This window comes from Aeromonas sp. Prich7-2 (assembly GCF_017939255.1).
Taxonomy (GTDB): domain Bacteria; phylum Pseudomonadota; class Gammaproteobacteria; order Enterobacterales; family Aeromonadaceae; genus Aeromonas; species Aeromonas caviae.
The window spans coordinates 106,332-131,152 of sequence record NZ_JAGKRI010000117.1; the positions used below are offsets into that span (position 1 = coordinate 106,332).

The following is a 24,821-nucleotide window of genomic DNA, read 5'->3' on the forward strand; positions in this document are numbered from 1 at the left end:
GTCACGCAGCCTCAGAGGCTGGCACAGATCTGCCAGAGATCGTACTGGATGGCGGCGGCCGTCACTTCCCGGCCCGCTCCCGGCCCCTGGATCACCAGGGGGTTGGTGCGATAGCTGTCGCTCTCGATGGCGAACACGTTGTCGCAGGGCAAGAGGTTGGCAAACGGGTGATGGGGCTCCAGCGCCTCCAGCCCGACGCGGGCCTTGCCGTCGTGTTCGAATCGGGCGACATAGCGCAGCACCTTGCCGACCCGGCGCGCCCCCTCGAAGGCGGTCTGAATAGGGTCATCCAGCTCCTTGAGCCTGTCCATGAACTGATCCGCACTCACCTTGCGCAGGGCCACCGGCACCAGGTTCTCCAGCTCGATGTCGGCGGAGTCGAGTTCGAAGCCCGCCTCCCGCGCCAGGATGAGCAGCTTGCGGCGCACATCCTGACCGGAGAGATCCTCCCGGGGATCCGGCTCGGTCAGGCCGTGTTGCCACGCCTCGTCCACCAGCTCGGAGAAGGGGCGAGTGCCGTCATACTGCTGGAACAGCCAGGAGAGGGTGCCGGAGAAGATGCCGGAGACCCCCTGGATGCGGTCACCGCTCTGGCGCAGCATCTGGATGCTGGACTGGATGGGCAGCCCGGCCCCCACGGTGGCGTTGTAGCGCCATTGCACCTGGTGGTCGCGGCAGGTCTGCTTGATGCGCTGGTAAAACTCGCTGTCGGCGGCACCGGCAAACTTGTTGGCGGCGATGATGTGGATGCCGAGCTGGGCAAAGTCCGGGTAGTAGCGGCTCACCGTCTCGCTGGCGGTCATGTCGAGCGCGATCAGGGAGTCAAAACTGTGCAGCTCCAGCTGGGAGAGCAGCTCCGGCCAGATAAGCGGCTTGGGATGGAAGTTGTCCTGTACCTTGAGGGGATCCAGCCCCTCTTCGTCCAGCAGCCCGCCCTTGGAGTCGAAGACCCCGTAGAGGGTGAGCGCCAGATTGAGCTCATGCTCGAGGCGCGCCTTCTCGCGGGCGTAGAGCCCCAGCCAGTGACCGCCGATATTGCCTTTGCCGAACACCACCAGCCCGACCCGGGTCGGGCGGCTGAACAGGGCACTGTGCAGAGCGATGAGCAGCGGCTCCAGCACAATCTGGCGCAGCACGGCCACCAGGCTCAGGCCGTCTTTGGCCACCTGCACGAACTCCAGAGGCTGATCCGCCAGCAGCTGATAGAAGCGGTGGCACTGCTCGGCGTTGTCGGTAACGCCGGCCCCCACCAGGGCGACCAGGCTGAACCCCTCCTTCTGGATGAGGCCGGTAAAGTTGCCCTGCAACTGGAAGTCACGGAGCACCTCGAAGGCCCCTTGTGCCACCTCCAGGGTGTAGGCCAGACGCAGGACCCGTCGATCCGGCTGGCGCTGCAGGGTGAGCGGATGGAGGCGATGGCGGGCCAGATGGGCCTCGATGGCCGCCACTGTCTGCTCAAAGTCAGTCTGCGGCAGCACCTTGAGCTCGATGAGGGCTATCTGATCCACCGAGGAGACGATGCGGGCACCGCCTGAGCGGGGCGCACGGCGCAGGATGTGGGTGCAGCCTTCGTCCGGATTGTAGCTGCAGCGCAGGGTGAGGCGCTGACGGCTGTCGGCCACCGGCTGCAGGGTACGCGAATGCAGCACCGAGGAGCCCAGGCGCGCCAGCTCGTTGGCCTCGGCCAGGCTCAGGCGCTCCAGCAGACGAGCCTCTTTCACCCGGCGCGGGTCGGCACTGTAGACCCCGGCCACGTCGCTCCAGATGGTGGTGGACTCGCCGTCCGCCAGCGCCGCCAGGAGGCTGGCACTGTAGTCGGAGCCGTTGCGTCCCAGCAGCAGGGAACGCCCCTCCATGTCGGCGGCAATGAAGCCGGTCACCACGATGCGACCGGCGTGCTCGGCCAGGCGGGCCTTGAGCAGCTCGCTGGAGAGGGCGGTATCCACCTTGATGAGGGCGCCGTCTTCTGCGCGCAGGAAGCTGCGAGCATCGAGCCAGGCGGCCGCCTCACCCCGGCTGGTGAGCAGGGCAGCCAGCAGGCGGGCGGACCACACCTCGCCAAAGGCGAGCAGGCCGTTGCGCTCGAAGCGGTCAAACTGCCCCTCCAGGGTCTTGGCGATCAGCTGCATGTCGTCCGTCAGTTGCTGGCTCAGATCGAGGTGAAGCTCCCCTTCCAGCAGGCCGTCGATCAGGCTTTGCTGATAGGCGTGCAGGGCGGTGATGGCTTCGCCTGCGGCCTCATCCCCCGCTTCCGCCAGCTCCACCAGCTGGATCAGCCGGTTGGTGGTCTTGCCCGCGGCGGAGACCACCACCAGCTCGTTGCCCCCCACCTGTTGCTCGACGATGCTGGCGACCCGGCGATAACAGACCGGATCCGCCAGGCTGCTGCCGCCGAACTTGTGTACATGGCGCCGCTTGAAGACTGCCTCTGTTGCCACCACACACTCTCCTTGTTGTTGTTCCATTACTTCACCTGCTCTGCCTGTTGTGCCAACTGCGCCTGTTCAAACCCCTGGGCCAGATCGGCCACCAGATCCTCACCGTGTTCGATCCCCACCGACAGGCGCAGCAACTGGGCACTGATACCCGCCGCCTGCTGGGCCGCAGGGGTCATGGCCCTGTGGGTCATGCTGGCCGGATGGGCCACCAGACTCTCCACACCGCCGAGGGACTCCGCCACCGAGAAGAGGCGCAGCCCCGCGAGGAAGGCGCGCAGCCCCGTCTCGTTGCAATCGAGCTCAAAACTTAGCATGGCGCCAAAGCCGGACTGTTGACGGCGCGCAATGTCATGGCCCGGATGGCTCGGCAGGCTGGGGTGATAGATCCGCTTGACCAGCGGCTGCTGCTGCAAGAAGGCGAGGATGCGATCCGTGTTCTCCTGATGGGTGCGCAGGCGCGGAGCCAGGGTGCGCAGGCCCCGCAGGGTGAGGTAGGAGTCAAAGGCACCGGAGGTGAGCCCCAGGCAGTTGGCCCACCACACCAGGGAGTCGGCCAGAGCCTGATCCTTGGCGATCGCCACACCCCCTACCACGTCGGAGTGGCCGTTGATGTACTTGGTGGTGGAGTGGACCACCACATCGGCACCAAGGGCCAGAGGCTGTTGCAGCAAGGGGGAGAGGAAGGTGTTGTCCACCACCACCTGGGCCCCCACCCCGTGGGAGGCCTCGGCGATGGCGGCGATGTCCACCACCCGCAGCAGCGGGTTGGAGGGGGTCTCCACCCACACCAGTGCGGGTTTCTGGGCCAGCGCGGCGGCCAGCGCCACCTCGTCTCCCTGATCCACGAACTGCACCTGGTAGTGGCCCTTGGCCGCCAGATACTCGAACAGGCGCCAGGTGCCGCCGTAGCAGTCGTGGGGGGCGATCAGCAGATCCCCCGCCTTGAGCAGAGCCGTGGTCACCAGGTGAACGGCCCCCATGCCGGTGCCGGTCACCACGGCGCCGGCTCCCCCTTCCAGGGCCGCCAGGGCGTCCGCCAGATTGGTGCGGGTCGGGTTGCCGGAACGGGCATAGTCGTATTGACGGGGCTCGCCAAAGTCGGCAAAGGTGTAGTTGCTGGAGAGGTAGATGGGGGGCACCACGGCACCGTGCTGCGTGTCTGTCTCAATCCCGGTGCGTACCGCCAGGGTGGCCTTGTGGGTCATGTCACTCTCCTTGATGGGTTGCCGGAGCCGGTCCGCCTCGTGTCGTCCAGCCCCGCTCTCATTTTCGCTGGCCGGACTGCCGGCCCATGGTGCACCACACTACGCCACCTTAAAAAAGCCGTCAACACTTCTAGACGTCTAAATGGCTTTGCTGTTGGATTGCCATTGAATTCCTTAAGGGTTAAAATCCGCGCTCACGGCCAAACGACTACAGGTGGAACATGGGTACAGAGTGGAACGGCGACTACGTCAGCCCCTATGCAGAGCACGGCAAGAAGAGCGAACAGGTCAAGAAGATAACCGTCTCGATCCCGCTCAAGGTGCTGAAGGTGTTGACCGATGAGCGCACCCGTCGCCAGGTGAACAACCTGCGTCATGCGACCAACAGCGAGCTGCTCTGCGAAGCCTTCCTGCACGCCTTCACCGGCCAGCCGCTGCCCTGTGACGACGACCTGCGCAAGGATCACCCGGACAGCGTCCCCGCCGAGGCCCGCGCCATCATGGAAGCCCTTGGCAAAGAGATCGAAGACTTCGACGCCGAGTAATGCGGCTGCCCATGGCAAACGATGCATCCCTTTCAATGACGCGGCCCGGTGCCGCGTCATGCTTATCTGCCGCCTCCCCCTTCAGCCTGCGTCACTACCAGAGCGACATGCAGAGCCACAGTCATGACCACGCCCAGCTGGTGATCCCCCTCGTCGGCCCCCTCGAGATCGAGGTGCAGGGTCGGGGATGTCGCCTCGCCCCCGGTTTTGCCTGCATCATCGCCCCTGGCCTTCGCCACGACTACGCCGCCGACCCGGCGCACGTGTTTCTGGTGCAGGAGAGCCACTGGCTGCCGGCAGCCCTGGGGGACCACCCCTTCGTCGAGCTGGATGAGGCCCAGCGCCACTACCTCGCCTTCCTGCACCGCATGGTGGCCGAGGGGCGCCACGTGGCCGGCATGGATCAGGTGTGGCTCGGGCTGCTGACCGAGGGACGCGGCATGGGCCCCGCCGTCGCTCCCCGCATAGCCCCTCGTATCGCCAAGGTGCAGCGTCATATGGAAGCCCACCTCGCAGACCCCCTCACCAACGAGGAACTCGCCGCCATCGCCTGCCTCGGCCTGAGCCAGTTCAAACACGCCTTTCGCCAGCAGGTGGGCACGAGCGTCTCCCACTACCTCAGGATGCGGCGCATGGCGCTGGCCCGCACCCTGCTCGCTCGCACCCGGCTGCCCGTCGGCGAAGTGGCCAGCCGCTGCGGCTACCAGAACCAGGGAGCCTTTGCCGAGCGTTTCCTGGCCGAGACCGGACTGACCCCTTCCCTCTGGCGCCGACAAAACGGCTGCCTGCCGTAATCGGTCGGCTCTTTGCCGAAGACAATCCCCGGGCATTCGAGGCATGCTGAGGCTCATGCAAGGTATGGGCAACGAGGAGCCAAGATGCAGACCATAAGCTGGCAGGATTTCGAGATGGTGGAGCTCAGGGTGGGCACCCTGGTGCGGGTCGAGCCCTTCCCCGAGGTGCGCCGCCCCGCCTACAAGGTGTGGGCGGATTTCGGCCCCGAGCTCGGGGTGCGCAAGAGCAGCGCCCAGATCACCGACCTCTATCGACCGGAGGATCTGGTGGGCCGCCAGATCGTCGCCGTGGTGAACTTTCCCCCCAAGCAGATAGGCCCCATCCAGTCGGAGTTTCTGCTGACCGGCTTCTATCGCCCGGATGGCGCCGTGGTGATCGCCATCCCCGAGCAGGCGGTGGAGAACGGCGCCAAGCTGGGGTGAGACGACGGCAAGGTAACCAGAGAGCAGAAACAAGAGAGGCGCCCCCCGGGGTCGCCTCTCTTGTTTGATGCTGACGGCCTGGCTTATTTCAGCAGGCTGAACAGCAGGGCCGAGACCGCCAGGGCACCGGTCAGCAGGATGAAGCCGTTGACCCAACGGTGACGGAAGCGGGCCAGCGCCTCCACCTTGTAGATGGCCACCACCGGCATGATGAAGAGGATCATGGCGATAACGGGGCCGGAGAGGGTCTCCATCAACCCCAGAATCCCCGGGTTGATGATGGCGGCGCCCCAGATGGCGAAGAACATCAGGACGATGCCGAGCTTGTCCGCCTTCGCCAGCGGCAGGCCGGTGGGCTTGGCGATCAGGCTTTTCAGGCTCTCGCGGGCACCGAGGAAGTGGCCGAGGAAGGAGGAGCTGATGGCGATGAAGGCGATCAGCGGCCCCAGGGTCACGATCACCGGGTTGTCGGTGATGTTGGCGAGATAGGAGAGCACGGAGACGTTCTGGGCCTTGGCCTCGGCCAACTGGGCAGGGGAGAGGCTCAGCACGCAGGAGAAGACGAAGAAGAGCACGAAGCCCACCAGCATGACGGTGGTGTTGCGCAGGATCAGGCCGCTCTTGGTTTCGGCCTGCTCCCCGTACTCCCGGCGCTGCACATTGGCAAAGCCCGAGATGGCGGCGGCGTGGCTGAAGGCAAACACGGTGACCGGCAGCGCCAGCCAGACGGTGTTGAGGAAGCTCGTGCCTTCAAAGGCGGTCACTTCCGGCCACTGCCACTGGGGAATGAGGTAGCAGGAGAGGGCCAGCAGGATCGCAGCCAGCGGGTAGACCATGACGGCGAAGGCCCGCAGCATCGCCTTCTCGCCGGCCAGCATCACGGCGATCATGGCGAACACCAGCACGCCGGAGAGCATTACCCGATCCGGGGAGGCCAGGCCTAGCTGGTTGACCATGAAGCTCTCCACCGTGTTGGTCAGCCCGACGCCGTAGATGAGCAGGATCGGGAAGATGGAGAGGAAATAGAGCGCCGAGATGAGGCGCCCGGCCATCTTGCCGAAATGCTCCTCGGCCACCTCGGTGAAGTCGGCCTGGGGGCGCGACGACGAGAGCACGAAACGCGCCAGCCCGCGGTGGGCCAGGAAGGTCATGGGACCGGCCAGCACGGCGACGATGATGAGGGGCCAGATCCCCCCCAGACCCAGGTTGATGGGCAGGAACAGAATCCCGGCGCCGACGGCGGTGCCGAACAGGCTGATGACCCAGTGGGTGTCGTGGCGACGCCAGCCGGTGCTGGCCATGGTGGAGGGGGAACCGGGCAGCTCCCGCGAGACGTCTGCAGATAAACTCATCGATAAATCACTTTTACGTAGTATTAAAATCTAAAAACATTGTGCTCCTTTAGCATTTAATTCTCAAAAATGGAGGCTGGCAGATCTCACTGGCAAAGCCCTGTTCCACCAGTGAGATTGGGAGGAAATTTCACCCCGGATTATTCAATTAATCCTGACATTAACCGAAAGCTAGGAATATAAAACCAAAATTAAAACCCACACCGATTCTTTGTTTCGATGAAATGCATGTTTTCAGAATTAAATGAAATTTATGCCAGTGCAGCCAGATTGGATGTGATGATCCACTGCCGTTATTGCCATCACTAGCGAATCTCCCTGAAATCCCCGTAACCAGCCAGTGGATCACACCAATGCAATCAGGCGACCCTGTGGTCGCCTGATTGCATTCCCTGCGAGATTGTCGACCCGTCAGTGGGCCAGAATGCGACCCCAGGCGAGATCCGGGTCCCCCATCACGATGAAGTCCGGGTTCTCCAGCGACTCCGTCTCGTTGTAGCTCAGCGGTTGCAGCGCCAGGCTGAGGATGCGCCCCCCTGCCGCCTCCACGATGCACTGGGCGGCAGCGGTATCCCACTCCCCGGTGGGGCCCAGGCGCACGTAGCAATCCGCCACGCCTTCCGCCACCAGGCAGGACTTGAGGGAGCTGGAGCCGAGCGGAATCAGCTCGTAGTGGATGGCCGGGTTGAGGCGACGGGTCAGGTTCTCCAGTTTCTGGCGGCGGCTGATGGCCACCACCAGGGAGTCAGGCTGATCGTGTTCATGATGGATGGCGCTGATGGGACGGCTCTCGCCGTTCGCCTCCTTGAAGGCGCCGTGACCACGCACCGCCCAGTAGAGCAGATCGGACTCGGGGGCATAGATGACCCCGAGCACAGGGACATTGTCCCGCACCAGGGCGATCAGGGTGGCGAAATCGCCGCTGCCTGCGATGAACTCGCCAGTGCCGTCCAGCGGGTCCACCAGCCAGTACTGGCGCCAGTTGGCACGCTGGCTGAAGGGGATGTCGGCCGCCTCTTCGGTCAGCACGGGGACATGGGGAGTGAGCGCCGCCAGCGCCTGTTTGAGGTAGGCATCGGCAGCAAGATCGGCACTGGTGACCGGGGTCGCATCCTCCTTCAACTGGCGTTCGAACTGACCGCCGCGATAGATCTCGTGAAGGATCCTGCCCGCCTCACGGGCGATCTCCTTGACCTCGGGTATCCAGGCCAACAACTCCTGCATGGTGCTTACCTCTGCCTCTGATTGCCAAACAGACCCTCTGCGGGCTAATTTCCCTGCTCCGCCAGCCATTTGCTGGCCAGCAGCAGGGCACTGATGCTGCGCGACTCGGTGAAGTCCGGTCGTGCCAGCAACTCGTCGATCCGGTTGAGGGGCCAGGGGATCACCTCGAGAGGCTCGGGCTCGTCACCGACCCGCTGCTCGGGGTAGAGATCCCGCGCCAGCAAGATGTCCATCCGGCTGGAGAAATACCCCGGCGCCAGCGACACCTGCTTGAGCAGGGTCAGGCTGCTCGCCCCGAAGCCCGCCTCCTCCATCAACTCCCGGTTGCCCGCCTCGAAGGCATTTTCACCGGGGTCTATCAATCCCTTGGGGAAACCCAGCTCGTAGGAGTGGGTGCCCGCCGCGTACTCGCGCACCAGCAGCAGGGTGTGGGCATCGAACAGGGGCACCACCATGACGGCACCCCGGTTGCCGCCGCGCATCCGCTCGTAGACCCGCTCCTCGCCGTTGGAGAATTTCAGGTGAAGGGACTCCACCTTGAACAGCCGGCTCTCGGCCACGATCTCGGCCTTGAGGATCTCCGGCTTGCTCTTGTCATGGGCCATGGTCTCGACACTGAGGTGGACGGGATTGCGCTTGTGGGGATCGCTCATCGGGGGCTGACTGCTCGTTAAAAAAACATGTTTCAAGAGTAAACGACTCCCCTGCCGAACACCACGGGGCAAAGAGGGGAAAGATGTCTGAAAAATCCGTTATAATGCGCCCCGTTTTTCCCATCACCACAGACATCGCGAGGCCCCATGTCGACTCCCCTGCCCTGGCACCAGATTGATACCGTGTTGCTCGACATGGATGGCACCCTGATCGATCTCCATTTTGACAGCCATCTGTGGCAAACCCTGGTGCCGGCGCGCTACGCCGAGCGACTCGGCCTGCCGCTGGCCGAGGCGAAGGCGCAGATAGACACCCACTATCATGCGGTCAACGGCACGCTCGACTGGTACTGCGTGGATTACTGGACCCGGACGCTCGGGCTCGACATCCGCGCCCTCAAACAGGAGATCCTGGAGAAGATCCAGTGGCGCCCCAACGTCATTCCCTTCCTGGCCGCACTCAAGGCCGCCGGCAAGCAGGTGGTGCTCTTCACCAATGCCCATCCCGCCAGCCTGTCGGTGAAGGATGCACGCCTCGGCCTCGCCCAGCACCTCGATCTGATGGTGAGCACCCATGAGCTCGGGTGGTCGAAGGAGAGCCAGCACTGCTGGCAGGCACTGGCCGAGCGGCTGGCCTTCGACCCGGCCCGCACCCTCTTCGTGGATGACAGCGAGCGGATCCTGGCCGCCTCGGCCGAGTTCGGCATCGCCCACCAGCTCGGCATCCGTCACCCCGACAGCCAGATGCCGCCGCTCACCTTCCAGCACTTCCCGGCGCTCGACGACTACGCCGACCTGCTCCCTCTCGGCACCTGACACGCACAAGGCCCTCTTCACGAGGGCCTTGTCACATAAGCTCAACAGCCTGCCGAGCGCATACCGTTCATGAAAGCCCTCAGGCCGCATCGCGCGGGGCCAGCACCCCCATGCCGGCCAGGTAGTCGAGGGCGCTTGGGGTGAAGCCGACCTCCGTGAGGTGCGCCGCCGTGAAAGGGGCTGCATGCAGAGGCAGGCCGCGGCTCACCCGTTCCATCCAGTCCGGATTGCCAAGGGCCGCCGTACCCACCGCCACCAGATCGGCGCCACCGGCCAGAGCCCGCTCCGCCGAATCTGCGTCGCTAATCTTGCCCGCCACCATGAGCGGCACCCGCCCGGCCAACCCGACTCTTACCGCCTCCAGCAGGGCGCCGCCGTCGGGATCCCCCGCCACCGCCTTGAAGCTGTCCCCCATGGAGAAGTGCAGGTAGTCGATCCCCTCGTCCGCCAGCAGGCGCGCCACCGCCAGCTGATGGGCCAGTTCGATGCCCTGGATATGGGCATAGCTCTCGGGGGAGAGGCGCACCCCGACCAGGAAACCCCGGGGTAGACGGGCGCGAATGCCGCGCACTATCTCCACCAGGATCCGCGCCCGGTTCGCGAGGCTGCCCCCCCAGCGGTCGGTGCGCCGGTTGTGCAGGGGGTTGAGGAAGTTGCAGAGCAGGAAGTGGTGGGCTGCGTGCAGCTCGACCCCGTGCAGGCCGGCGCCATGGGCCCGCTCCGCAGCGCTCACAAAGGCGTCAATGAGCGTCAGAATCTCCTCCTCGCTCAGCCCCTTGACCCCGAGGGGGTAACGCCCGCCCGGCGCCAGCGCGCACGGGCCGACCGGCGCCCCGTCGTTCAGCTCGGGCAGAGCCCGCATCCCGCCGTGATGCAGTTGCACCACCGCCAGCGCCCCGGCCTGCCGCGCACTGTCGGCCAGGGCCGTGAAGGCCTGCTGCTGGGCGTCCGTCATCAGGGCAGGCTGCCCCGCCCAGCAGCGTCCGCCGGGCTGCACCTGGGTGGCGGCGGCGATGAGCAGGCCGAAGCCGCCACGGGCGCAGCGCGCCAGCCAGTCGAGCTCGGCCTGGCCGGGATCACCGCCTGCGCCGCTCATGTTGTGGGTCAAAGGGGCCAGCACGGCCCGGTTCTTGAGCCGCAATCCAGCTCGCTCGAAGTGGAAGCTGTCGCCCAGTGTCTTGTTCATCGTCCTCTCCCGGGATCGCAATGGCATGGCGGCCACTATAAACCCGGGCCAACAGGATATAATCAGGCGCACAAGCAAGACATTCATTCCCAGCAAGACACAATAGGCCACCCCTCATGAGTCACCACAAGCTCGACACCCTCTACCTGATGCGCCTGCTGGTCGCCATCGTCCGCTGTGGATCCTTCGCCGCGGCGGCGGCCCGCCTGGGCATCACCCCGAGCAAGGCGTCAAAAGATCTGCGCCACCTGGAGCAGAGCCTCGGCTGCGTGCTCCTGAGCCGCACCACCCGCCGGGTGCAACTGACCGACGCAGGAGAGCTCGCCTACCGCCAGGCTGACCAGATGATCGCCCTGCACGAGCAGTTGCTGGACGGCCTGCAGCGCCGCCGCTCGGCACTGTGCGGGGAGCTGCGCATCACGGCGCCGGATCTCTGGGGAGAAGTGGTGCTGACTCCGGTGCTGCTGCGCTTTCGCGCCGACCACCCGGAGGTGCGGATCATCGCCGACTTCAGCAATACCCCGGCCGACCTGCTGCGCGACAACCTGCACGTGGCGTTTCGCAGCACCGAGCTCGGCACCCAGCCCTACCTGGCGCGCCCCATCGCGGTGGACGATCTGGTGCTCTGCGCCAGCGCTGACTACCTCGACCGTCACCCGCCCCTCACCACACCGCAGGATCTGCACCAGCACAGTCTCATCACCCGCAGCCAGGAGTACGGCCGCCACGAGTGCTGGCCCCTGCTTGCCCAGGGGCGCGAGATCCCTCTCGAGGTAGCGGGCGAACTGGCCTTCAGCAGCAAGAAGGCGATTCACCAGGGGATGCGCCAGGGACTGGGGATAGCCCGCCTGCCGCGCTACCTGGTGGCGGCCGAGCTGGCCGAGGGGGTGGTGCGCGAAGTGCTGCCGGACTATCGCCCCAAGGGGGCCCATTTCTACGCCCTCTATACCCAGCGCCGGGCCGAGTCGGCCCTGGTCGGCCACTTCCTCGACTACGTCATCGAGGCGCTCACCCCTTCATGAGCGGATCACCAGGTGGTACTGCTTCTTGCCCCGGCGCAGCAGCAGGTAGTGGCCGAACAACCGATCGTCGGCGGTGAGCGGCTCATCCCGGCGGATCGCACCGTTGACGCTGACGGCCCCCGCCGCCAGCAGCTCGCGGGCGATCCGCTTCGAGTTGGCCAGGCCGCACTCCACCAGCAGGGTCACCAGATCCGTTTCCCCCTTGATCGGGCTGCTTGGCATGCCATCCTGGGCCAGCTGGGCCAGATCGCTCTCCCCAAGGCGCGCTACCTCGCCACTGAACAACGATTCGCTGATGCGCTGCGCCGCCGCCAGCGCCCCCTTGCCGTGTACCAGTTCGGTCAGCTCGTCCGCCAGCACCTGTTGGGCCAGCTTGCGCCCCTGCCGCTTCGCATCCTCCGCCTCCAGCGTCTCAATCTCGGCCAGCGGCATAAAGCTGTAGTAGCGCAGGAAGCGGTAGACATCCTCGTCCGCGGTGCCGAGCCAGAACTGGTAGAAGGCGTAAGGGGAGGTGAGCGCCGGGTCGAGCCAGATAGCGCCCCCCTCGGTCTTGCCGAACTTGGTGCCATCGGCCTTGGTGATGAGCGGCAGCGTCATGCCATAGACCTGAGCCTGATGGAGGCGGCGGGTGAGGTCCATGCCGCTGGTGATGTTGCCCCACTGGTCGTTGCCACCGATCTGCAGGGTGCAGCCGAGGCGCTGGTTGAGCACGGCGAAGTCCTGGGATTGCAGCAGGGCGTAGGAGAACTCGGTGAACGAGATGCCCTGATCCGGGCGGGCCAGGCGCTGGCGCACCGATTCGCGGGCCAGCATGGCGTTGACCGAGAAGTGCTTGCCGATGTCCCGCAGAAAATCGAGGGCGGACATCTGCCCCATCCAGTCGGCGTTGTTGACCAGCAGCGGCGCCGCCAGCCCGTCGCTCGCCGGCAGCAGGGCGCTTATCTGGGCCGACAGGCTGGCGACCCAGCCCTGCACCGTCTCGGCGCTGTTGAGGGTGCGCTCGCTTGCCTTGAAGCTGGGATCGCCGATAAGGCCGGTGGCCCCGCCCACCAGGGCCACCGGGGTGTGGCCCGCCAGCTGGAAGCGGCGCAGCATCAGCAGTGGCACCAGGTGGCCGATATGCAGGCTGCCGGCAGTGGGATCGAAACCGCAATAGACGGTGCGCGGGGTGGCAAGATGGTCGGCCAGCGCCACCGGGTCGGAATTCTGGGCCACCAGGCCGCGCTGGGTCAGCTCATCGAGCAGGTGAGGATTTGTCATGGGGGGCTCCAACAGCAAGAGAAAGAGGGCCATCCTCGCCGTTTGCGGTGCTGGCAGATATGTCCCCCAGGGGACAGTTTTGCCACTCCCGTGCTAGCATCCTGCCATCGTGGGGAAGCCATTCCCTGACCCGGAGCCCATCGCCATGCCCCCGTCTCCTGCCACGGATACCCTGAGCCTGACCGCCGCCGTCGATGCCCTGCACGGCAGCGGCTTCCCGGCAGCCCTGGTGCGCCTCATCCAGCAACAGGTGGCATTCGACTGTGCCCTGCTGCTCGGGGTGGGGCTGCGCCCCGTCTACCTCTACGACAACCTGCATCATCAGCGGGCCCTATTGTTCGACCGCTACCTCACCCGCCACTTTAGCCAGGATCCCTTCATGCAGGCGCTGGAGCAGGGGCTGGGTGCCGGGGTCTGGACCCTGGCGCAGGTGTCGCGGGGGCGGCTCGACCCCGAGTATCGCCACCACTTCTATCAGGCCACCGGCTGGCAGGAAGAGGTGGGGCTGATCCTGCCGGTGCGCGGCGGCCTCACCCTGATGCTGTTTCTGGGCCGCCTCGACAAGCGCAGCTCCCTCAGCCGTGACGAGCTGGCCAGGCTGGAGGCACTGTTCCCGCTGGTGCATTCGCTGTGTCGCCAGCACTGGCGGGAAGAGACACCCCGCCTGGCCCGCAGCCCGGTCAGGTCAGATGGCACTGACCTCAAGGGGGCGGTGGAGCAGGCTATCGCCAGTGTGGGGGGAGACCAGCTAACCCGGCGGGAGCGCCAGGTGGCGGGTTTGCTGTTGCAGGGGCTGGATACCGAGGCCATTGCCGGTGCGCTCGGCATCGGCAGCGGCACGGTGAAGAATCACCGCAAGCACCTCTACGCCAAGTTGAACCTGCACTCCCGGGCCGAGTTGTTCAGCTTCTTCCTCAATCACCTCATCACGGCGCCAGCCGGCGCGCCCCCATAACGACACCACCCCGCCGGGGCGGGGTGGTTCAAACCATGGGCAACGCCGTCAGATGCGGCCCTGATAACGCAGCGGGAAGCGCCCCTGCCCATCGGGCTGGCCGAGGAAGGGGAGCCCCTGTTTCATCTGGTCCGGCAGCTCGGGACCCGGTTTCAGGGTGCCCTGGAACAGGTACTGGCGATTGGCCTGCAACTCCAGCTTGCCCAGCACCTGCACCGCCTTCGAGCCCTGCTTGATCTCGGCCACCAGCCGGGAGTCGAGACAGGTGAGCGTGATCTCGGGATCCCCCAGGGCCAGCTTGCCCGCCGGGGTGTCCGCCTGTGCGTCATACCAGTGAAGATCCCCGTAAAGGTTGTCACACCAGGGATTGCCCTGGGCAAACTGGTCGATCTTGAGCTGCAACTGACCCGCCGCCGTCAACGGGAAAGGGGGTCTCATCGGCACCCGCTCCAGCACCCAGAGGGCCGGCGCATTCAGGGTGATGTCGCGCCCGAAAGCGGCACCGTTCCAACCCAGGATCCCCTGCCCGTTGAGTCCGCTGCGCTCGCCAAAGCGCACCGACACCTCGGGCGCCAGCCGCAGCAGGGACCAGCCATCGAGATCCCAGCGCAACTGGGTGAGGGACTCGCTGGCATATTGCACCCGGGCGGCCTGACCGCTCCAGAGGGTGCCGCTCACCCCCTCCAGCCGCACCAGATTGGGGGGCAGCGGCAGATGGCGCACCACCAGGGATGCAGGCAACTGGGCCAGCAGGAAACCGAGATAGGCCAGCAGGAAGAGACTGGCGATCACTATTTTTCGCTTCATTGGGAACGACTCAACTGCAAACGTCTGACCTTGACCAGCCCGGGGGCCAGCCCCTCGCGGGCCAGCTCGATGATCTGCACCTGGACGCCGTATTGATCCGAGAGGGTCGCAAGCCAGATCAGCAGATCATCGAACGGCACTGTGTCTATCCATACCTGCAGCTCCTGACCCTGGGGCTGCAAGCGGGCAATCTTGATCTTCTGGTTGAAGGCGGTGCGGTTCACCACACCGTCCAGGGTACCGCCGGTATCGATCTGGCGCCCCTGTCCCCCCTGCATCGCCAGCACCTCCTGTCCCTTCTCCTTGAGCCAGGCCAGGGTCTGCTGCTGGTTCACCACCTGCCGCTCGCGCTCGGCAATGCGATTTGCCACCGGCTGCCAGATCGCCCAGTAGAAGAGTCCGATGAGCAGCACGCTGCCCCCCACCGCCACCAGCCGCTGCTCGCGGGCACTGATGCCGCGCCACCAGCTCTGCAGTTTGTCCATCATGACGACCTCCCCTTGAGCACCAGCGCCCCTTCGACCTTGCCTTCGGTGCTTCGCACCTCACCCTGCTGCACCTCGAAGCGCTTGCCCGCCAGCTCGCGGAAACGTTCGATCTCGGTGAAGCCGGGGGCCGTCACCTGCAACCTCAGCTCGCCCCGGGCTGCATCGAAGCGCAGCACCTCGGGCTTGAGGCCGGGCACCTCGGCAAACACCGGGGCCAGCTCGGTCAGGAGCAACAGGACGCCATCCTGGGGAGCCTGCCCCAACTGCTGGAGGTGCTGGGTCATCTGGCTGCGCACGTTGACGATGCGCGTCTCCCCCGGGAAGATCCGGGTGTAGACCTGCCGGATCTCCGCCTTGAGGGCCTTGTCCTGTTCCGCCAGCTGGTGCAGATGCACACCGCGCTGCACCAGGGCCACCAGCAACAATACGCCTGCCAGCACCGCCACCTTGCGCCACTGCAACCAGTAGCGGGCGTATTCGGTCTGGGGACGATAGGGCCCCTGCAACAGGTTGGCCTGGCAGGTCAGCGCCCCTTTCGCCAGCAACAGCATGGGCAGTTCCGGGTCAGCCCCCTGCCAGTTGCCCGCCGCCATGGCGGGGATGGGAGTATGGCAGTGAAGGGTGACTGGATCGGTCTGCGCTGCCAGCAGCATGGCCAGCAGGGATTCCTCCGCCACTATGCCCTGACGGGGGCCCTGGCGGACCAGCCACTCCTCCCCCAGCTGCAGGGCTGACCAGCCATCGGCGGCGAGCGGCAGCGCCAGCACGTCGGGCAGCAGGTGCAGGGTCTTGAGCCCTGCCTGCTCCAGCCAGCCGAGCCAGGAGTGCATCTTCCCCTTGTCCACCGCCATCAGATCCACCTCTCGGCCCTGATGGCCGAGCACCACCAGGTGCAGATCGTCCACGTCTGAGGCGATCTGCTCCTCCAGCAGATAGGGCAGGGCCGCCGCACTCTGGCGGCTGTATTTGCCCGGCAGATTGACCCGCCGGAAGATAAGATCGCTGCCGGGCACCAGGGTCACCACGGGGCGACCACCGGCACGCTCCTGCAGCTCGCCGAGGGCGTGCGCCGAGGCCAGGATGCCGGAGGCGATGATCTCCTGCTCCTGCGCCGACCAGACCAGCCAGTGCACTGGCTGCTGCGCATTGGTCCCCAGACGGATGACCAGACTCTCGCTCACTAATGTCTCTCCTGCCATGCCCGCGCCTCCCTCAGGGGGGCGGGCGCACAGCCATGGGTTGCAGTCCAATCGGGGGATGCGCAGGGCAGCTGAAACCGCCCCACGCCCCCTTGTTATTCGGCGCCGCCGCTCAGGCGACGCAGCATCACCAGCTTGTTGTCCTTGCCACGCTGGAAGACGGTCTCAAGCCTGGCGCGGGTCTCCCCCACCTCCGCCAGCAGGCGGGCCTCGAAGAAGCTGCTCTTGATGTCCAGGGCGCCATCCAGCCCGGTGATGGCACCCGGCTGAACCTGCAACTGCTCCGTCATCTCCTGCTTGTTCTTCCACCCCTTCTTGGGGCGGCTGGTCAGCACCCGCTTGGCATCGTCCAGCCCGATCTTCCCCTGGTAGAGCCCCACCAGCAGGGCCGCCTGCTCCGGCCGGATGGTGTTGATGTTCACCACCAGCTTGTCATTGGGCAGGGAGCACACATAGGGGGCCAACCGGGCGTACAGGCTGGCGCTCACCCCGCGCACCGCCCGCAATTCGTCGGTGCCCAGCATCCGCTGGTTAGCCACCAGGTAGGGGGGATTGAGTCCCTCGTAGTAGGCATCCTCGGCCCCGTTGCTCGAGACCAGCTGGGTATCCTTGTCGGTCCAGTCGCGGATGGCGTCCGTCAGCTGTACCGCTTCGTAATCATCCACCTCGAGCTGGGCGAGCAGGGCCCGGAACACCTTGAACTGGTAAGGCTGGGCCTCGAGATCGTCGCCGTTCTCCCCCTCCTTGAGGGGCACGCTCAGGCTGTTGAGGTTGAAGCAGGATTGCAGATCCCGCACCCGGCCCGAGAGAGTGCCATCCTCCACCGGGAAGACCCCGTCCTCCCGCGCCCAGTTCTGTCCCAGACTCACCCGATCCGGATCGTCCTTGAAGTCCTGGTTCAGCACCTTGATCACCAGGGCCTCCGCCGACATGGCATACCACCAGGCCTGCTTGCCCAGGGTGAGGTTGGCGGTGCGACGCAGCTCCAGTTGCAGGCGGCCGCTCATGTTGCTGGCGACGATCACCATCACCGCGAGGATGAGCAACACCACCAGCAGGGCCATGCCCCGCTGTCTGCCGGGGGCCAAAGGAGGGCGGGGGCGCTTAATTGCCATTGTCCGCCCTCTGGCCACCGGCTCCGATCAGGAACTGGCGACGTCGAATAGTGCCGTCATCCTCCGTGACGGACAGGGGAAAACGACGATCAGTTACCATTCTCTGCCCTCTGGCCACCAGCACCGATCAGGAACTGGCGACGTCGAATAGTGCCGTCATCCTCCGTGACGGACAGGGGAAAACGACGATCAGTTACCATTCTCTGCCCTCTGGCCACCGGCTCCGATCAGGAACTGGCGACGTCGAATAGTGCCGTCATCCTTCGTGACGGACAGGGGAAAACGACGATCAGTTACCATTCTCAGCCCTCTGACCACCGGCTCCGATCAGGAACTGGCGGCGGATGGTGCCGTAGTCTTCAAGCTCCAGCTCCACCGCCAGCCCGTAGGGCAGCAGGTCGCGCTGGGTCCACTCCTCCTTCCACTGTCCCTTGTCGTAGAAATAGAGGCGCAGCGCCGTCACGCCGGTCAGCACGGGCTGAATACGCGGCTCGGTGCCAATGGCCGGATCCGGATAGAGGTAGCTCAACCGCTCCAGGGTCTGCCCCTTGAGACGCCAACCCACCCGTTGCAGGCCGGAGCGCGGCAGTATGCTGTCCGGATTGAGCCAGCCGCCGCGAATGAAGGCCATGCCCCAGTCGTCGCTCTGCTGGCCGAAGCGGGACGCCGCCAGCAGCACCTTGTTGTTCTCGCCGTCGATGCGACCGCTGCGCGGCACCATCTGGGTGACGTCCCGCTCCAGCAGGCTGAAGGCGAGCTGCAGTTCCGAGAGGCGGGCCTCCTTGCGCTTGGCCACCTCGTCGCTGGTCAGCACCCCTTGCAGCACCTGATAGGCACCCAGGCTCAGGGTGGCGAAGATGGCGATGGCCACCAACATCTCAAGCAGGGTAAAGCCGCGGTGGCGCGATGGGCGGGGGTTGCTCTGGATCATCGGCTGACACCGGCTCCGGATCATGGACGCACGTTGATGAATGTTCATCGGCTGAGATAGGTCCGGATCATGGCCACCGGGCTGTCGGCCTTGGGCGCGGTGCGCACTTCCATGTCCAGCGCCCTGAAGTTGTTGTCCGCCGTGGCGACGCCGCGATAGCGCCAGTACCAGGTCTGCCCGGCCATCTCCTCGTCCCCTTCCACCCAGCTGTCTCCCGGCCACTTGCCTTCGAGCTTCTGCTGCACCAGCTGATTCTCCACCACCCAGGTCGCCAGGGTCTTCTGCTCCAGATAATTGAGGCCGGCCAGGTGTTCGCTCGCGGTCTTCATCACCGCCAGCCCGGCGATGGCAAACACCGCCAGGGCCACCATGACCTCCAGCAGCGTCATGCCGCGCACCCGGGCGGGTCCGCCCGACAGAGCGGTGCGACGCGCTAGAACGCCCCCTGCGGGCCTGGCGCTCCTCACTCTTCTTCCTCTTCATCCTGCAACAGGGAGAGACGACCGAACTCGTCCCCCCTGACGGTGCGCAGGTAATGCAGATCCTCGTCCTGCTGGCTCAGGGTCAGCACGAAGGGAGAGAGCTCTCCCCCCGGAAAGACCAGGATCTGGGGTGTCCGCTCACGCTCGTCCCGACCCTGCTCCTGGCGTTCGTCCGACGCAGTGCGCCAGTTGAAACCTTCCAGCTCCACCGCCAGGGTCATCCCCTCCGGTAACGTCACCGGCCCCAGCAACTTGTCACCGGTCAGGGCGCGCCACTTGCGATCCTTGGGATCCCGGGACATAAACTGCCAGCCGTTCTCCTCGACCCGCAGCCCCAGCAGCCTGCCATCCATGACCGAATACTCCTGGGCCTGCTGCAGGGTCGCCATGAAGCGGCGCGCCTGCTTGTCGAGCTCCCGATCCCCCCTGGCGCCCCCCATGCTGAGGGTGACGGCGGTCGCCACCAGTCCCATCAACATGGCGACCAGCAACACTTCCAGCAGGGTAAAACCGGCCTGGTGACGGGCCCAAGAGGCCACCTTCATTCAGGCAGCCCCGGGGTGGCGCAGTGAGCACGACGCGGCGGAATCACTTATTGGAAGTCCTTCAGGTTCCAGTTGCCGATGTCGTCATCGGTCCCGGCTTCGCCGTCCATCCCCATGGAGAAGATGTCGATCTTGCCGAACTGGCCCGGGCTCAGCAGCTGGTACTGGTTGCCCCAGGGATCCTGCGGCAGGCGCTTGATGTAGCCCCCTTCACGGTAGCTGCGCGGCTCAGGGGATGCGGTCGGCTTGTTGACCAGGGCGTCCAGCCCCTGCTCGGTGGTGGGGTAGCGGTTGTTGTCCAGCTTGTACATGTCGAGGGCGTTTTCCAGCGCCACTATGTCGGAGACCGCTTTTTGCTGATCCGCCTTCTCCTTGTTGCCCATCAGGTTGGGCACCACCAGGCTGGCCAGGATCCCCAGGATCACGATGACCACCATCACTTCCAGCAGGGTAAAACCCGATTGACGACGCTTTTGCATGACTGACTCCCTAACGAAATGAGATGGCATGAGCCATCAACGATTAACTGTTAAACCACGATCGTTCGATTGAATTTGCAGGTTCGAATGGCGAAGCCTATTCGGGCACCCGACCCTCACAGATTCACCATGTTGTTGAGCTCCAGGATCGGCTGCAGGATCGACATCACGATAAACAGCACCACCCCGGCCATGGAGACCACCAGCATGGGCTCGAACACCCCGAGGGCGATGTTCACCTGGGTTTCGAACTCCCTGTCCTGGTTGTCCGCCGCCCGCTCCAGCATGCTGTCGAGCTCGCCGCTCTGCTCGCCCGAGGCGATCATGTGCAGCATCATGGGCGGAAAAATTCTGGTTTCATCCAGCGACTTGCGCAGGCTGGTCCCCTCCCGCACCCGCTCGGTGGCCTCGCCGATACGCATGCGGGCATAGTCGTTGGAGAGCACTTCGCCGGCGATCTTCATTCCCTCCAGCAGGGGCACTGCGCTGGCGTTGAGGATGCTCAGGGTGCGGGCAAAGCGGGCGGTGTTGAGACCGCGGCTGACCCGACCGATCACCGGCAGGCGCAGTATCACCTGGTGCCAGCGACGGCGGCGCTTGTCGTCGGTCAGCCACCAGCGCCAGATCAGGCCGCCAATGCCAAGGAGCAGCAGGAACCAGAGGCCGTAGTGCTGCAACAGCTCGCTGGTACCGATGAGGAAACGGGTGGTGCCCGGCAATTGCTGGCCCATGTGCTCGAACTGGGCCACCACCTTGGGCACCACGGCGGTGAGCAGGATGGAGATGACCCCCACCGCCACCAGGGTGAGGACGATGGGATAGATCATCGCCTGCAGCAGCTTGGTGCGCATGTGCTGGCGCTGCTCGGTGTAATCGGCGAGACGGTTGAGCACCTTCTCCAGATGACCGGACTTCTCGCCGGCCGCCACCATGGAGCGGAACAGCTGGTCGAACACATGGGGGAAGGCCCCCAGCGAATCGGCCAGGGAATACCCCTCCACCACCTTGCTGCGCACCGTCGCCACCAGGCTGCGCAGGTGGGCCTTCTCGCACTGTTCGGCGACCGCCTTGAGGGCCTCCTCGATGGTGAGACCGGCCCCCACCAGGGTCGCCAGCTGGCGGGTGATGAGGGCAAGCTCCGAGGTGGAGGCGCCACGGCGAAACAGCACGAAGCGGTTCGCCTCCCGCTTGGCCTTCTCGGTGGTCTCGTTCACCTCGAGGGGGGTCAGCCCCTGCTCGCGCAGCAGCTGGCGCACCTGGCGGGCGGAATCCCCTTCCAGCACGCCGCTCTTGTTGCGCCCCTTGCCGTCGAGAGCCTTGTATTCAAATGCCGCCATCTCAGTCTTCCCGGGTCACGCGCAGCACCTCTTCGAGGCTGGTCTGCCCCTTGAGCACCTTGTCGATGCCGTCGCGGCGGATGCTGGGGGTGTGACCCCGGATCAGCCGCTCGATGGCGAGCTCGCCGCTGGCGCTGTGGATCGCCTCGCGCACCGCCTCGTCCACCACCACCAGCTCGTGGATGCCGGTCCGGCCGCGATAGCCGGTGTGGTTGCACTGCTCGCAGCCCACCGGACGCCAGATCTGCTGATCCGGCGCAAGCTCGATGCCCATGGCCAGACGCTCCTGCTCGGTGACAGGGTGCGGTGCGCGGCAATCCGGGCAGAGAGTACGCACCAGCCGCTGGGCCAGTACCGCCAGGAGCGACGAGGAGAGCAGGAAGGGCTCGATCCCCATGTCCCGCATCCGGGTGATGGCGCCGATGGCGGTGTTGGTGTGCAGGGTCGACATCACCAGGTGACCGGTGAGGGATGCCTGCACCGCGATCTGGGCGGTCTCGAGGTCACGGATTTCCCCCACCATCACCACGTCCGGGTCTTGGCGCAGAATGGCGCGCAGGCCCCGGGCGAAGGTCATGTCCACCTTGCTGTTGACCTGGGTCTGGCCCACCCCTTCGAGGTCATATTCGATGGGGTCTTCGACGGTCAGGATGTTGCGATCCCGGGAGTTGATCTCCGAGAGGGCCGCATAGAGGGTGGTGGACTTGCCCGAACCGGTCGGGCCCGTCACCAGGATGATGCCGTGGGGCTTGCGAATGAGTTCGCTGATGATGTTGCGGTTGGCCAGCGTCATGCCGAGCTGCTTGAGCTCGAGGCGCACGTTGTTCTTGTCGAGCAGTCGCAATACCACCCGTTCGCCGTAGCTGGAGGGCATGGTGGAGACCCGCACGTCCACCGCCCGGCCGCCGATGCGCAGTGAGATGCGGCCATCCTGGGGCACCCGCTTCTCGGCGATGTCCATGCGCGACATGACCTTGATGCGCGACACCAGCAAGGAGGCGAGTTTGCGATGGGGGCGCAGGATCTCCCGCAGCACCCCATCGATGCGAAAACGGATCACCAGGGCCCGCTCGAAGGTCTCGATGTGGATGTCGGACGCCTCCTCTTTTATCGCCTCGCTCAACATGGCATTGATGAGGCGAATGATGGGGGCGTCGTCGTCAGCATCCAGCAGATCCTCGCTCTGGGGCAGCTCTTCGGCCAGGGCAAAGAAGTCCATCTCGTTGCCGAGATCCTCCATCAGCTGACGCGCCTCGGAGGAGTCACGCTGATAGTGGGCCATCAGGAGCGTCTCGAACTCGTCGTTGCCAAGCTGCTCCACCGCGAAGGCACAGCCCGCCACCCGTCGCACCTCCAGCAGGGTCTGGGGGGAGATCCCCTGACGACAGAGCAGTACCGGGGCACCCTGGCGCTCGGTCAGGATGGCCCCGAAGTTGCGGGCAAACGCGAACGGCAGTTCCGGCAGGGGAGCCGGCAGCTCGCTGCCATCGAGCTGGTAGGCGGCCATCAGGGCTTGCTCTGCACGAAGGGCTGCTCCTGCACCTGGGCGCGCACGCCGGTGGCGGTCGCCTGCTGCTGGGCCTGCATTCTCTGGATCTGCTGCTGCACCTCGGGGGACATCATCACGTCCTGGCCATAGGCGGGCAGCACCTGGCGAGCCGGCGAGGTGGCATAGCCCTCTTCCGCAGCCCGGCTCAGCTGTTCGGCCCTGAACAAGGTGTACTTGTTGCTGGAGACCCCGGAGTAGACATTGGCGTCACGCAATATGGTCGGGCGGATGAAGACCATCAGGTTGCGCTTGGCGGTGGAGGTCTTGGAGGAACGGAACAAGTAGCCCAGCACCGGAATGTCCCCGAGCAGGGGCACCTTGGAGATCTGCTCCTGGGTCTGTTCGTCCATCAGGCCGCCCAGCACCACTGTCTCGCCGCTCTTGACCAGCACGGCGTTCTTCACGGTACGGGTATCGAAGGTGGGGCCCAGGTTGGCGGTCCCGGTCGCCTGCTTCTGTGCCACGCTGGAGACTTCCTGCTCGATGTTGAGCAGCACGGAATCTCCTTCGTTGATCTGGGGCGTCACCACCAGCTTGGTCCCCACCGTCTTGCGCTCTATGGTGTTGAACACCTGATCGCTGGTGGTGGAGCTCTGGGAGCCGCTCTGCACCGGCACTTCCTGACCGACGTTGAAAGAGGCCTCCTTGTTGTCCATGGTGACGATGCTCGGGGTGGAGAGGATGTCGTTCTTGCTGTTGGTGGAGAGCGCCGTCACCAGCGCCGCCCAGTCCCCGTGATAGAAGCCTGCCGCCATGCCGCTGAAGCTGCCCGCCAGGGATGACAGGCCGTCGGTGTTGCCGTTGTCTTTGTAATCCTTGGCGGCGATGGCCAGGGAGCCGATGGGCAGACCGGTGTCGGTGAACTGGGTGCCGCCGCCATTGGTGTTGGCCCACTGCACCCCGAGGTTCATGCCGTCACCATCCGATATCTCGACGATGATGGCCTCCACCAGCACCTGGGCACGACGAATGTCGAGCTTGGCGATGACCTGCTCCAGCTCGGCCATCACGTCCGGCTGGGCGGTGATCACCAGGGCATTGGTGGTCTCGTCGGCGGAGATGGCGAGCTGGCCGCCGCCGATGCTGGCGCCGCCCGTGGCCGTGGCAGCCGCCCCGCCCTTCTTGTCGGCGGCGATGCTGGAGCTGACCCCCTTGAGGACGTCCACCAGATCCTTGGCCTTGCCATATTTCAGGTAGAAGACCCGGGTGTTGCCCTGGCTCTGCAGATCCCGGTCGAGCTGGCGCACCATCTGGATGATGCGGGCACGGGCCTTGGGCTCGCCGCTGATGACCACGGAGTTGGTGCGCTCGTCGGCCACCACCTTGGGGGAAAGCAGCAGCGAGGCGTTGGCCCCCTGATTGCTGCCATCCTTGTTGAGGTTGGTCACCAGCCGCACCATCTCGCCGGCGGAGGCGAACTTGAGCTTGATGACGTCCATGTCCTGATCCCCCGCCTTGTCCACCCGGCGAACCACCTCCACCAGGCGGTTGACGACGGCGGCGCGGCCAGTGATGAGCAGCACGTTGGAGGGCTCGTAGTGGACCACGTTGCCGCCGCCGGCGTTGTCGTTGAGCTGACGCAGCAGGGGGGCCAGTTCACGGACCGAGACATTGCGCACCGGCACGACCCGGGTCACCATCTCGTCACCCACGCCGGGGTTGGTGTCATCCACCACGGGGATGGCCGAGGTCTTGGCATCCTTGGAGCGCACCACCTTGAGCACGCCGTTGTTCATGGGCACCACGGCAAAGCCGTAAACGTCGAGCACGCTCAGGAAGAACTGGTAGTACTGATCCTCGTTGAGCAGGTCATAGCTGCGCACGTTGATCTTGCCGCGTACCGATGGCTCTATGATGATGGTTTTGTTCAGGTTCTTGCCGACCGTGTTGATGAACTCCTCGATGTCGGCGTTCTTGAAACTGGCGGAATACTCGGTGGCCCAGGCAGAACCGGCCATCATCAAGGCTGCCGCCATGGTGGCCAGACGCCAGCCCTTCCCTTTATTTGTCATTCTT

The 24,821-nt window shown here is 65.2% G+C and carries 24 protein-coding genes and 3 pseudogenes; 6 read left to right on the forward strand and 21 right to left on the reverse strand.

The features are described from left to right. Positions 1-11: 11 nt before the first annotated feature. Both J9892_RS16435 and metB read right to left on the reverse strand, forming a co-directional pair. Positions 12-2,465, reverse strand: a complete 2,454-nt coding sequence (locus J9892_RS16435) for a bifunctional aspartate kinase/homoserine dehydrogenase II (RefSeq protein ID WP_210538597.1) — start codon at positions 2,463-2,465, stop codon at positions 12-14. Then, positions 2,465-3,643 carry a cystathionine gamma-synthase gene (metB, locus tag J9892_RS16440; protein WP_010675705.1) on the reverse strand — a complete coding sequence of 393 codons (1,179 nt, stop codon included), beginning with the start codon at positions 3,641-3,643 and terminating at the stop codon, positions 2,465-2,467. Before metB ends, J9892_RS16435 begins: the two co-directional genes overlap by 1 nt. 221 nt (positions 3,644-3,864) lie before the next feature. Between metB and metJ the strand changes: the two genes are divergently transcribed. From metJ to J9892_RS16455, 3 genes are all read left to right on the forward strand, one after another. Further along, positions 3,865-4,188 carry a met regulon transcriptional regulator MetJ gene (gene metJ, locus J9892_RS16445; RefSeq protein ID WP_005327165.1) on the forward strand — a complete coding sequence of 108 codons (324 nt, stop codon included), beginning with the start codon at positions 3,865-3,867 and terminating at the stop codon, positions 4,186-4,188. Positions 4,189-4,223: 35 nt separating this feature from the next. After that, complete coding sequence (locus tag J9892_RS16450) at positions 4,224-4,982, forward strand: AraC family transcriptional regulator (protein ID WP_052815545.1); 759 nt, start codon at positions 4,224-4,226, stop codon at positions 4,980-4,982. Positions 4,983-5,066: 84 nt separating this feature from the next. Further along, complete coding sequence (locus tag J9892_RS16455) at positions 5,067-5,405, forward strand: tRNA-binding protein (protein ID WP_200164365.1); 339 nt, start codon at positions 5,067-5,069, stop codon at positions 5,403-5,405. Positions 5,406-5,488: 83 nt separating this feature from the next. Here J9892_RS16455 and J9892_RS16460 read toward each other — a convergent pair whose 3' ends face one another. The 3 genes from J9892_RS16460 to nudE all read right to left on the reverse strand — a co-directional run bounded on the left by J9892_RS16460 (position 5,489) and on the right by nudE (position 8,634). Continuing rightward, the gene (locus J9892_RS16460) at positions 5,489-6,757 is read right to left on the reverse strand and encodes an aromatic amino acid transport family protein (RefSeq protein WP_210538598.1); all 1,269 of its coding nucleotides are present in this window, start codon (positions 6,755-6,757) and stop codon (positions 5,489-5,491) included. A 411-nt stretch (positions 6,758-7,168) separates the two neighbouring features. Next, complete coding sequence (cysQ, locus tag J9892_RS16465) at positions 7,169-7,981, reverse strand: 3'(2'),5'-bisphosphate nucleotidase CysQ (protein WP_010675709.1); 813 nt, start codon at positions 7,979-7,981, stop codon at positions 7,169-7,171. A gap of 44 nt (positions 7,982-8,025) precedes the next feature. Beyond that, a complete protein-coding gene (gene nudE / locus J9892_RS16470) occupies positions 8,026-8,634 on the reverse strand; it encodes an ADP compounds hydrolase NudE (RefSeq protein WP_039040577.1) in 609 nt (202 codons plus the stop codon). Between the two features lie 147 nt (positions 8,635-8,781). Between nudE and yrfG the strand changes: the two genes are divergently transcribed. After that, positions 8,782-9,450, forward strand: coding sequence for a GMP/IMP nucleotidase (gene yrfG / locus J9892_RS16475; RefSeq protein ID WP_069784262.1), 669 nt, complete (start codon positions 8,782-8,784; stop codon positions 9,448-9,450). 79 nt (positions 9,451-9,529) lie between these two features. On the opposite strand, the gene J9892_RS16480 is transcribed toward yrfG, so the two are convergent. Then, complete coding sequence (locus J9892_RS16480) at positions 9,530-10,636, reverse strand: NADH:flavin oxidoreductase (RefSeq protein WP_210538599.1); 1,107 nt, start codon at positions 10,634-10,636, stop codon at positions 9,530-9,532. A 116-nt stretch (positions 10,637-10,752) separates the two neighbouring features. Between J9892_RS16480 and J9892_RS16485 the strand changes: the two genes are divergently transcribed. After that, a complete protein-coding gene (locus tag J9892_RS16485; RefSeq protein WP_210538600.1) occupies positions 10,753-11,658 on the forward strand; it encodes a LysR family transcriptional regulator in 906 nt (301 codons plus the stop codon). Here the strand turns inward: J9892_RS16485 and tyrS are convergent. Then, a complete protein-coding gene (tyrS, locus tag J9892_RS16490; protein WP_210538601.1) occupies positions 11,653-12,918 on the reverse strand; it encodes a tyrosine--tRNA ligase in 1,266 nt (421 codons plus the stop codon). The genes J9892_RS16485 and tyrS overlap by 6 nt on opposite strands. A gap of 145 nt (positions 12,919-13,063) precedes the next feature. Here tyrS and J9892_RS16495 point away from each other — a divergent pair, with 145 nt between their 5' ends. Continuing rightward, positions 13,064-13,873, forward strand: a complete 810-nt coding sequence (locus J9892_RS16495) for a helix-turn-helix transcriptional regulator (RefSeq protein ID WP_201894623.1) — start codon at positions 13,064-13,066, stop codon at positions 13,871-13,873. A 48-nt stretch (positions 13,874-13,921) separates the two neighbouring features. On the opposite strand, the gene exeN is transcribed toward J9892_RS16495, so the two are convergent. From exeN to exeD, 14 genes and pseudogenes are all read right to left on the reverse strand, one after another. Then, positions 13,922-14,680, reverse strand: coding sequence for a GspN family type II secretion system protein ExeN (exeN, locus tag J9892_RS16500; protein ID WP_201922346.1), 759 nt, complete (start codon positions 14,678-14,680; stop codon positions 13,922-13,924). Next, positions 14,677-15,168 (reverse strand): GspM family type II secretion system protein ExeM, encoded by a 492-nt coding sequence (gene exeM / locus J9892_RS16505; protein WP_010675717.1) that lies wholly within the window; start codon positions 15,166-15,168, stop codon positions 14,677-14,679. The genes exeN and exeM overlap by 4 nt, the downstream gene beginning before the upstream one ends. Continuing rightward, positions 15,165-16,349: a GspL family type II secretion system protein ExeL gene (gene exeL / locus J9892_RS16510; RefSeq protein ID WP_103255184.1), complete on the reverse strand. Its 1,185-nt coding sequence runs from the start codon at positions 16,347-16,349 to the stop codon at positions 15,165-15,167. The genes exeM and exeL overlap by 4 nt, the downstream gene beginning before the upstream one ends. Before the next feature lie 113 nt (positions 16,350-16,462). Then, on the reverse strand, positions 16,463-17,482 hold the full coding sequence (gene exeK, locus J9892_RS16515; RefSeq protein WP_201890335.1) for a GspK family T2SS minor pseudopilin variant ExeK: 1,020 nt from the start codon (positions 17,480-17,482) through the stop codon (positions 16,463-16,465). Next, positions 17,472-17,546 (reverse strand): annotated as a pseudogene (locus tag J9892_RS24705) (type II secretion system protein GspJ); the annotation flags it as partial. The pseudogene J9892_RS24705 and the gene exeK, both read right to left, overlap by 11 nt. A gap of 25 nt (positions 17,547-17,571) precedes the next feature. Then, positions 17,572-17,646: pseudogene (locus tag J9892_RS16520) on the reverse strand (type II secretion system protein GspJ); the annotation flags it as partial. Between the two features lie 25 nt (positions 17,647-17,671). Beyond that, positions 17,672-17,746 (reverse strand): annotated as a pseudogene (locus J9892_RS16525) (type II secretion system protein GspJ); the annotation flags it as partial. Positions 17,747-17,771: 25 nt separating this feature from the next. Continuing rightward, complete coding sequence (gene exeJ, locus J9892_RS16530; RefSeq protein ID WP_201922349.1) at positions 17,772-18,413, reverse strand: GspJ family T2SS minor pseudopilin variant ExeJ; 642 nt, start codon at positions 18,411-18,413, stop codon at positions 17,772-17,774. 44 nt (positions 18,414-18,457) lie between these two features. After that, the gene (exeI, locus tag J9892_RS16535; RefSeq protein ID WP_268915874.1) at positions 18,458-18,811 is read right to left on the reverse strand and encodes a GspI family T2SS minor pseudopilin variant ExeI; all 354 of its coding nucleotides are present in this window, start codon (positions 18,809-18,811) and stop codon (positions 18,458-18,460) included. 65 nt (positions 18,812-18,876) lie between these two features. Continuing rightward, on the reverse strand, positions 18,877-19,440 hold the full coding sequence (exeH, locus tag J9892_RS16540; protein ID WP_039040587.1) for a GspH family T2SS minor pseudopilin variant ExeH: 564 nt from the start codon (positions 19,438-19,440) through the stop codon (positions 18,877-18,879). 47 nt (positions 19,441-19,487) lie between these two features. Continuing rightward, positions 19,488-19,919 (reverse strand): GspG family T2SS major pseudopilin variant ExeG, encoded by a 432-nt coding sequence (exeG, locus tag J9892_RS16545; RefSeq protein ID WP_010675723.1) that lies wholly within the window; start codon positions 19,917-19,919, stop codon positions 19,488-19,490. A 116-nt stretch (positions 19,920-20,035) separates the two neighbouring features. Continuing rightward, positions 20,036-21,256 (reverse strand): GspF family T2SS innner membrane protein variant ExeF, encoded by a 1,221-nt coding sequence (exeF, locus tag J9892_RS16550; protein WP_045522076.1) that lies wholly within the window; start codon positions 21,254-21,256, stop codon positions 20,036-20,038. 1 nt (position 21,257) lies between these two features. Next, on the reverse strand, positions 21,258-22,763 hold the full coding sequence (exeE, locus tag J9892_RS16555; RefSeq protein WP_041211720.1) for a GspE family T2SS ATPase variant ExeE: 1,506 nt from the start codon (positions 22,761-22,763) through the stop codon (positions 21,258-21,260). Next, the gene (gene exeD / locus J9892_RS16560) at positions 22,763-24,817 is read right to left on the reverse strand and encodes a GspD family T2SS secretin variant ExeD (protein WP_010675726.1); all 2,055 of its coding nucleotides are present in this window, start codon (positions 24,815-24,817) and stop codon (positions 22,763-22,765) included. The genes exeE and exeD overlap by 1 nt, the downstream gene beginning before the upstream one ends. Positions 24,818-24,821: the final 4 nt, after the last annotated feature.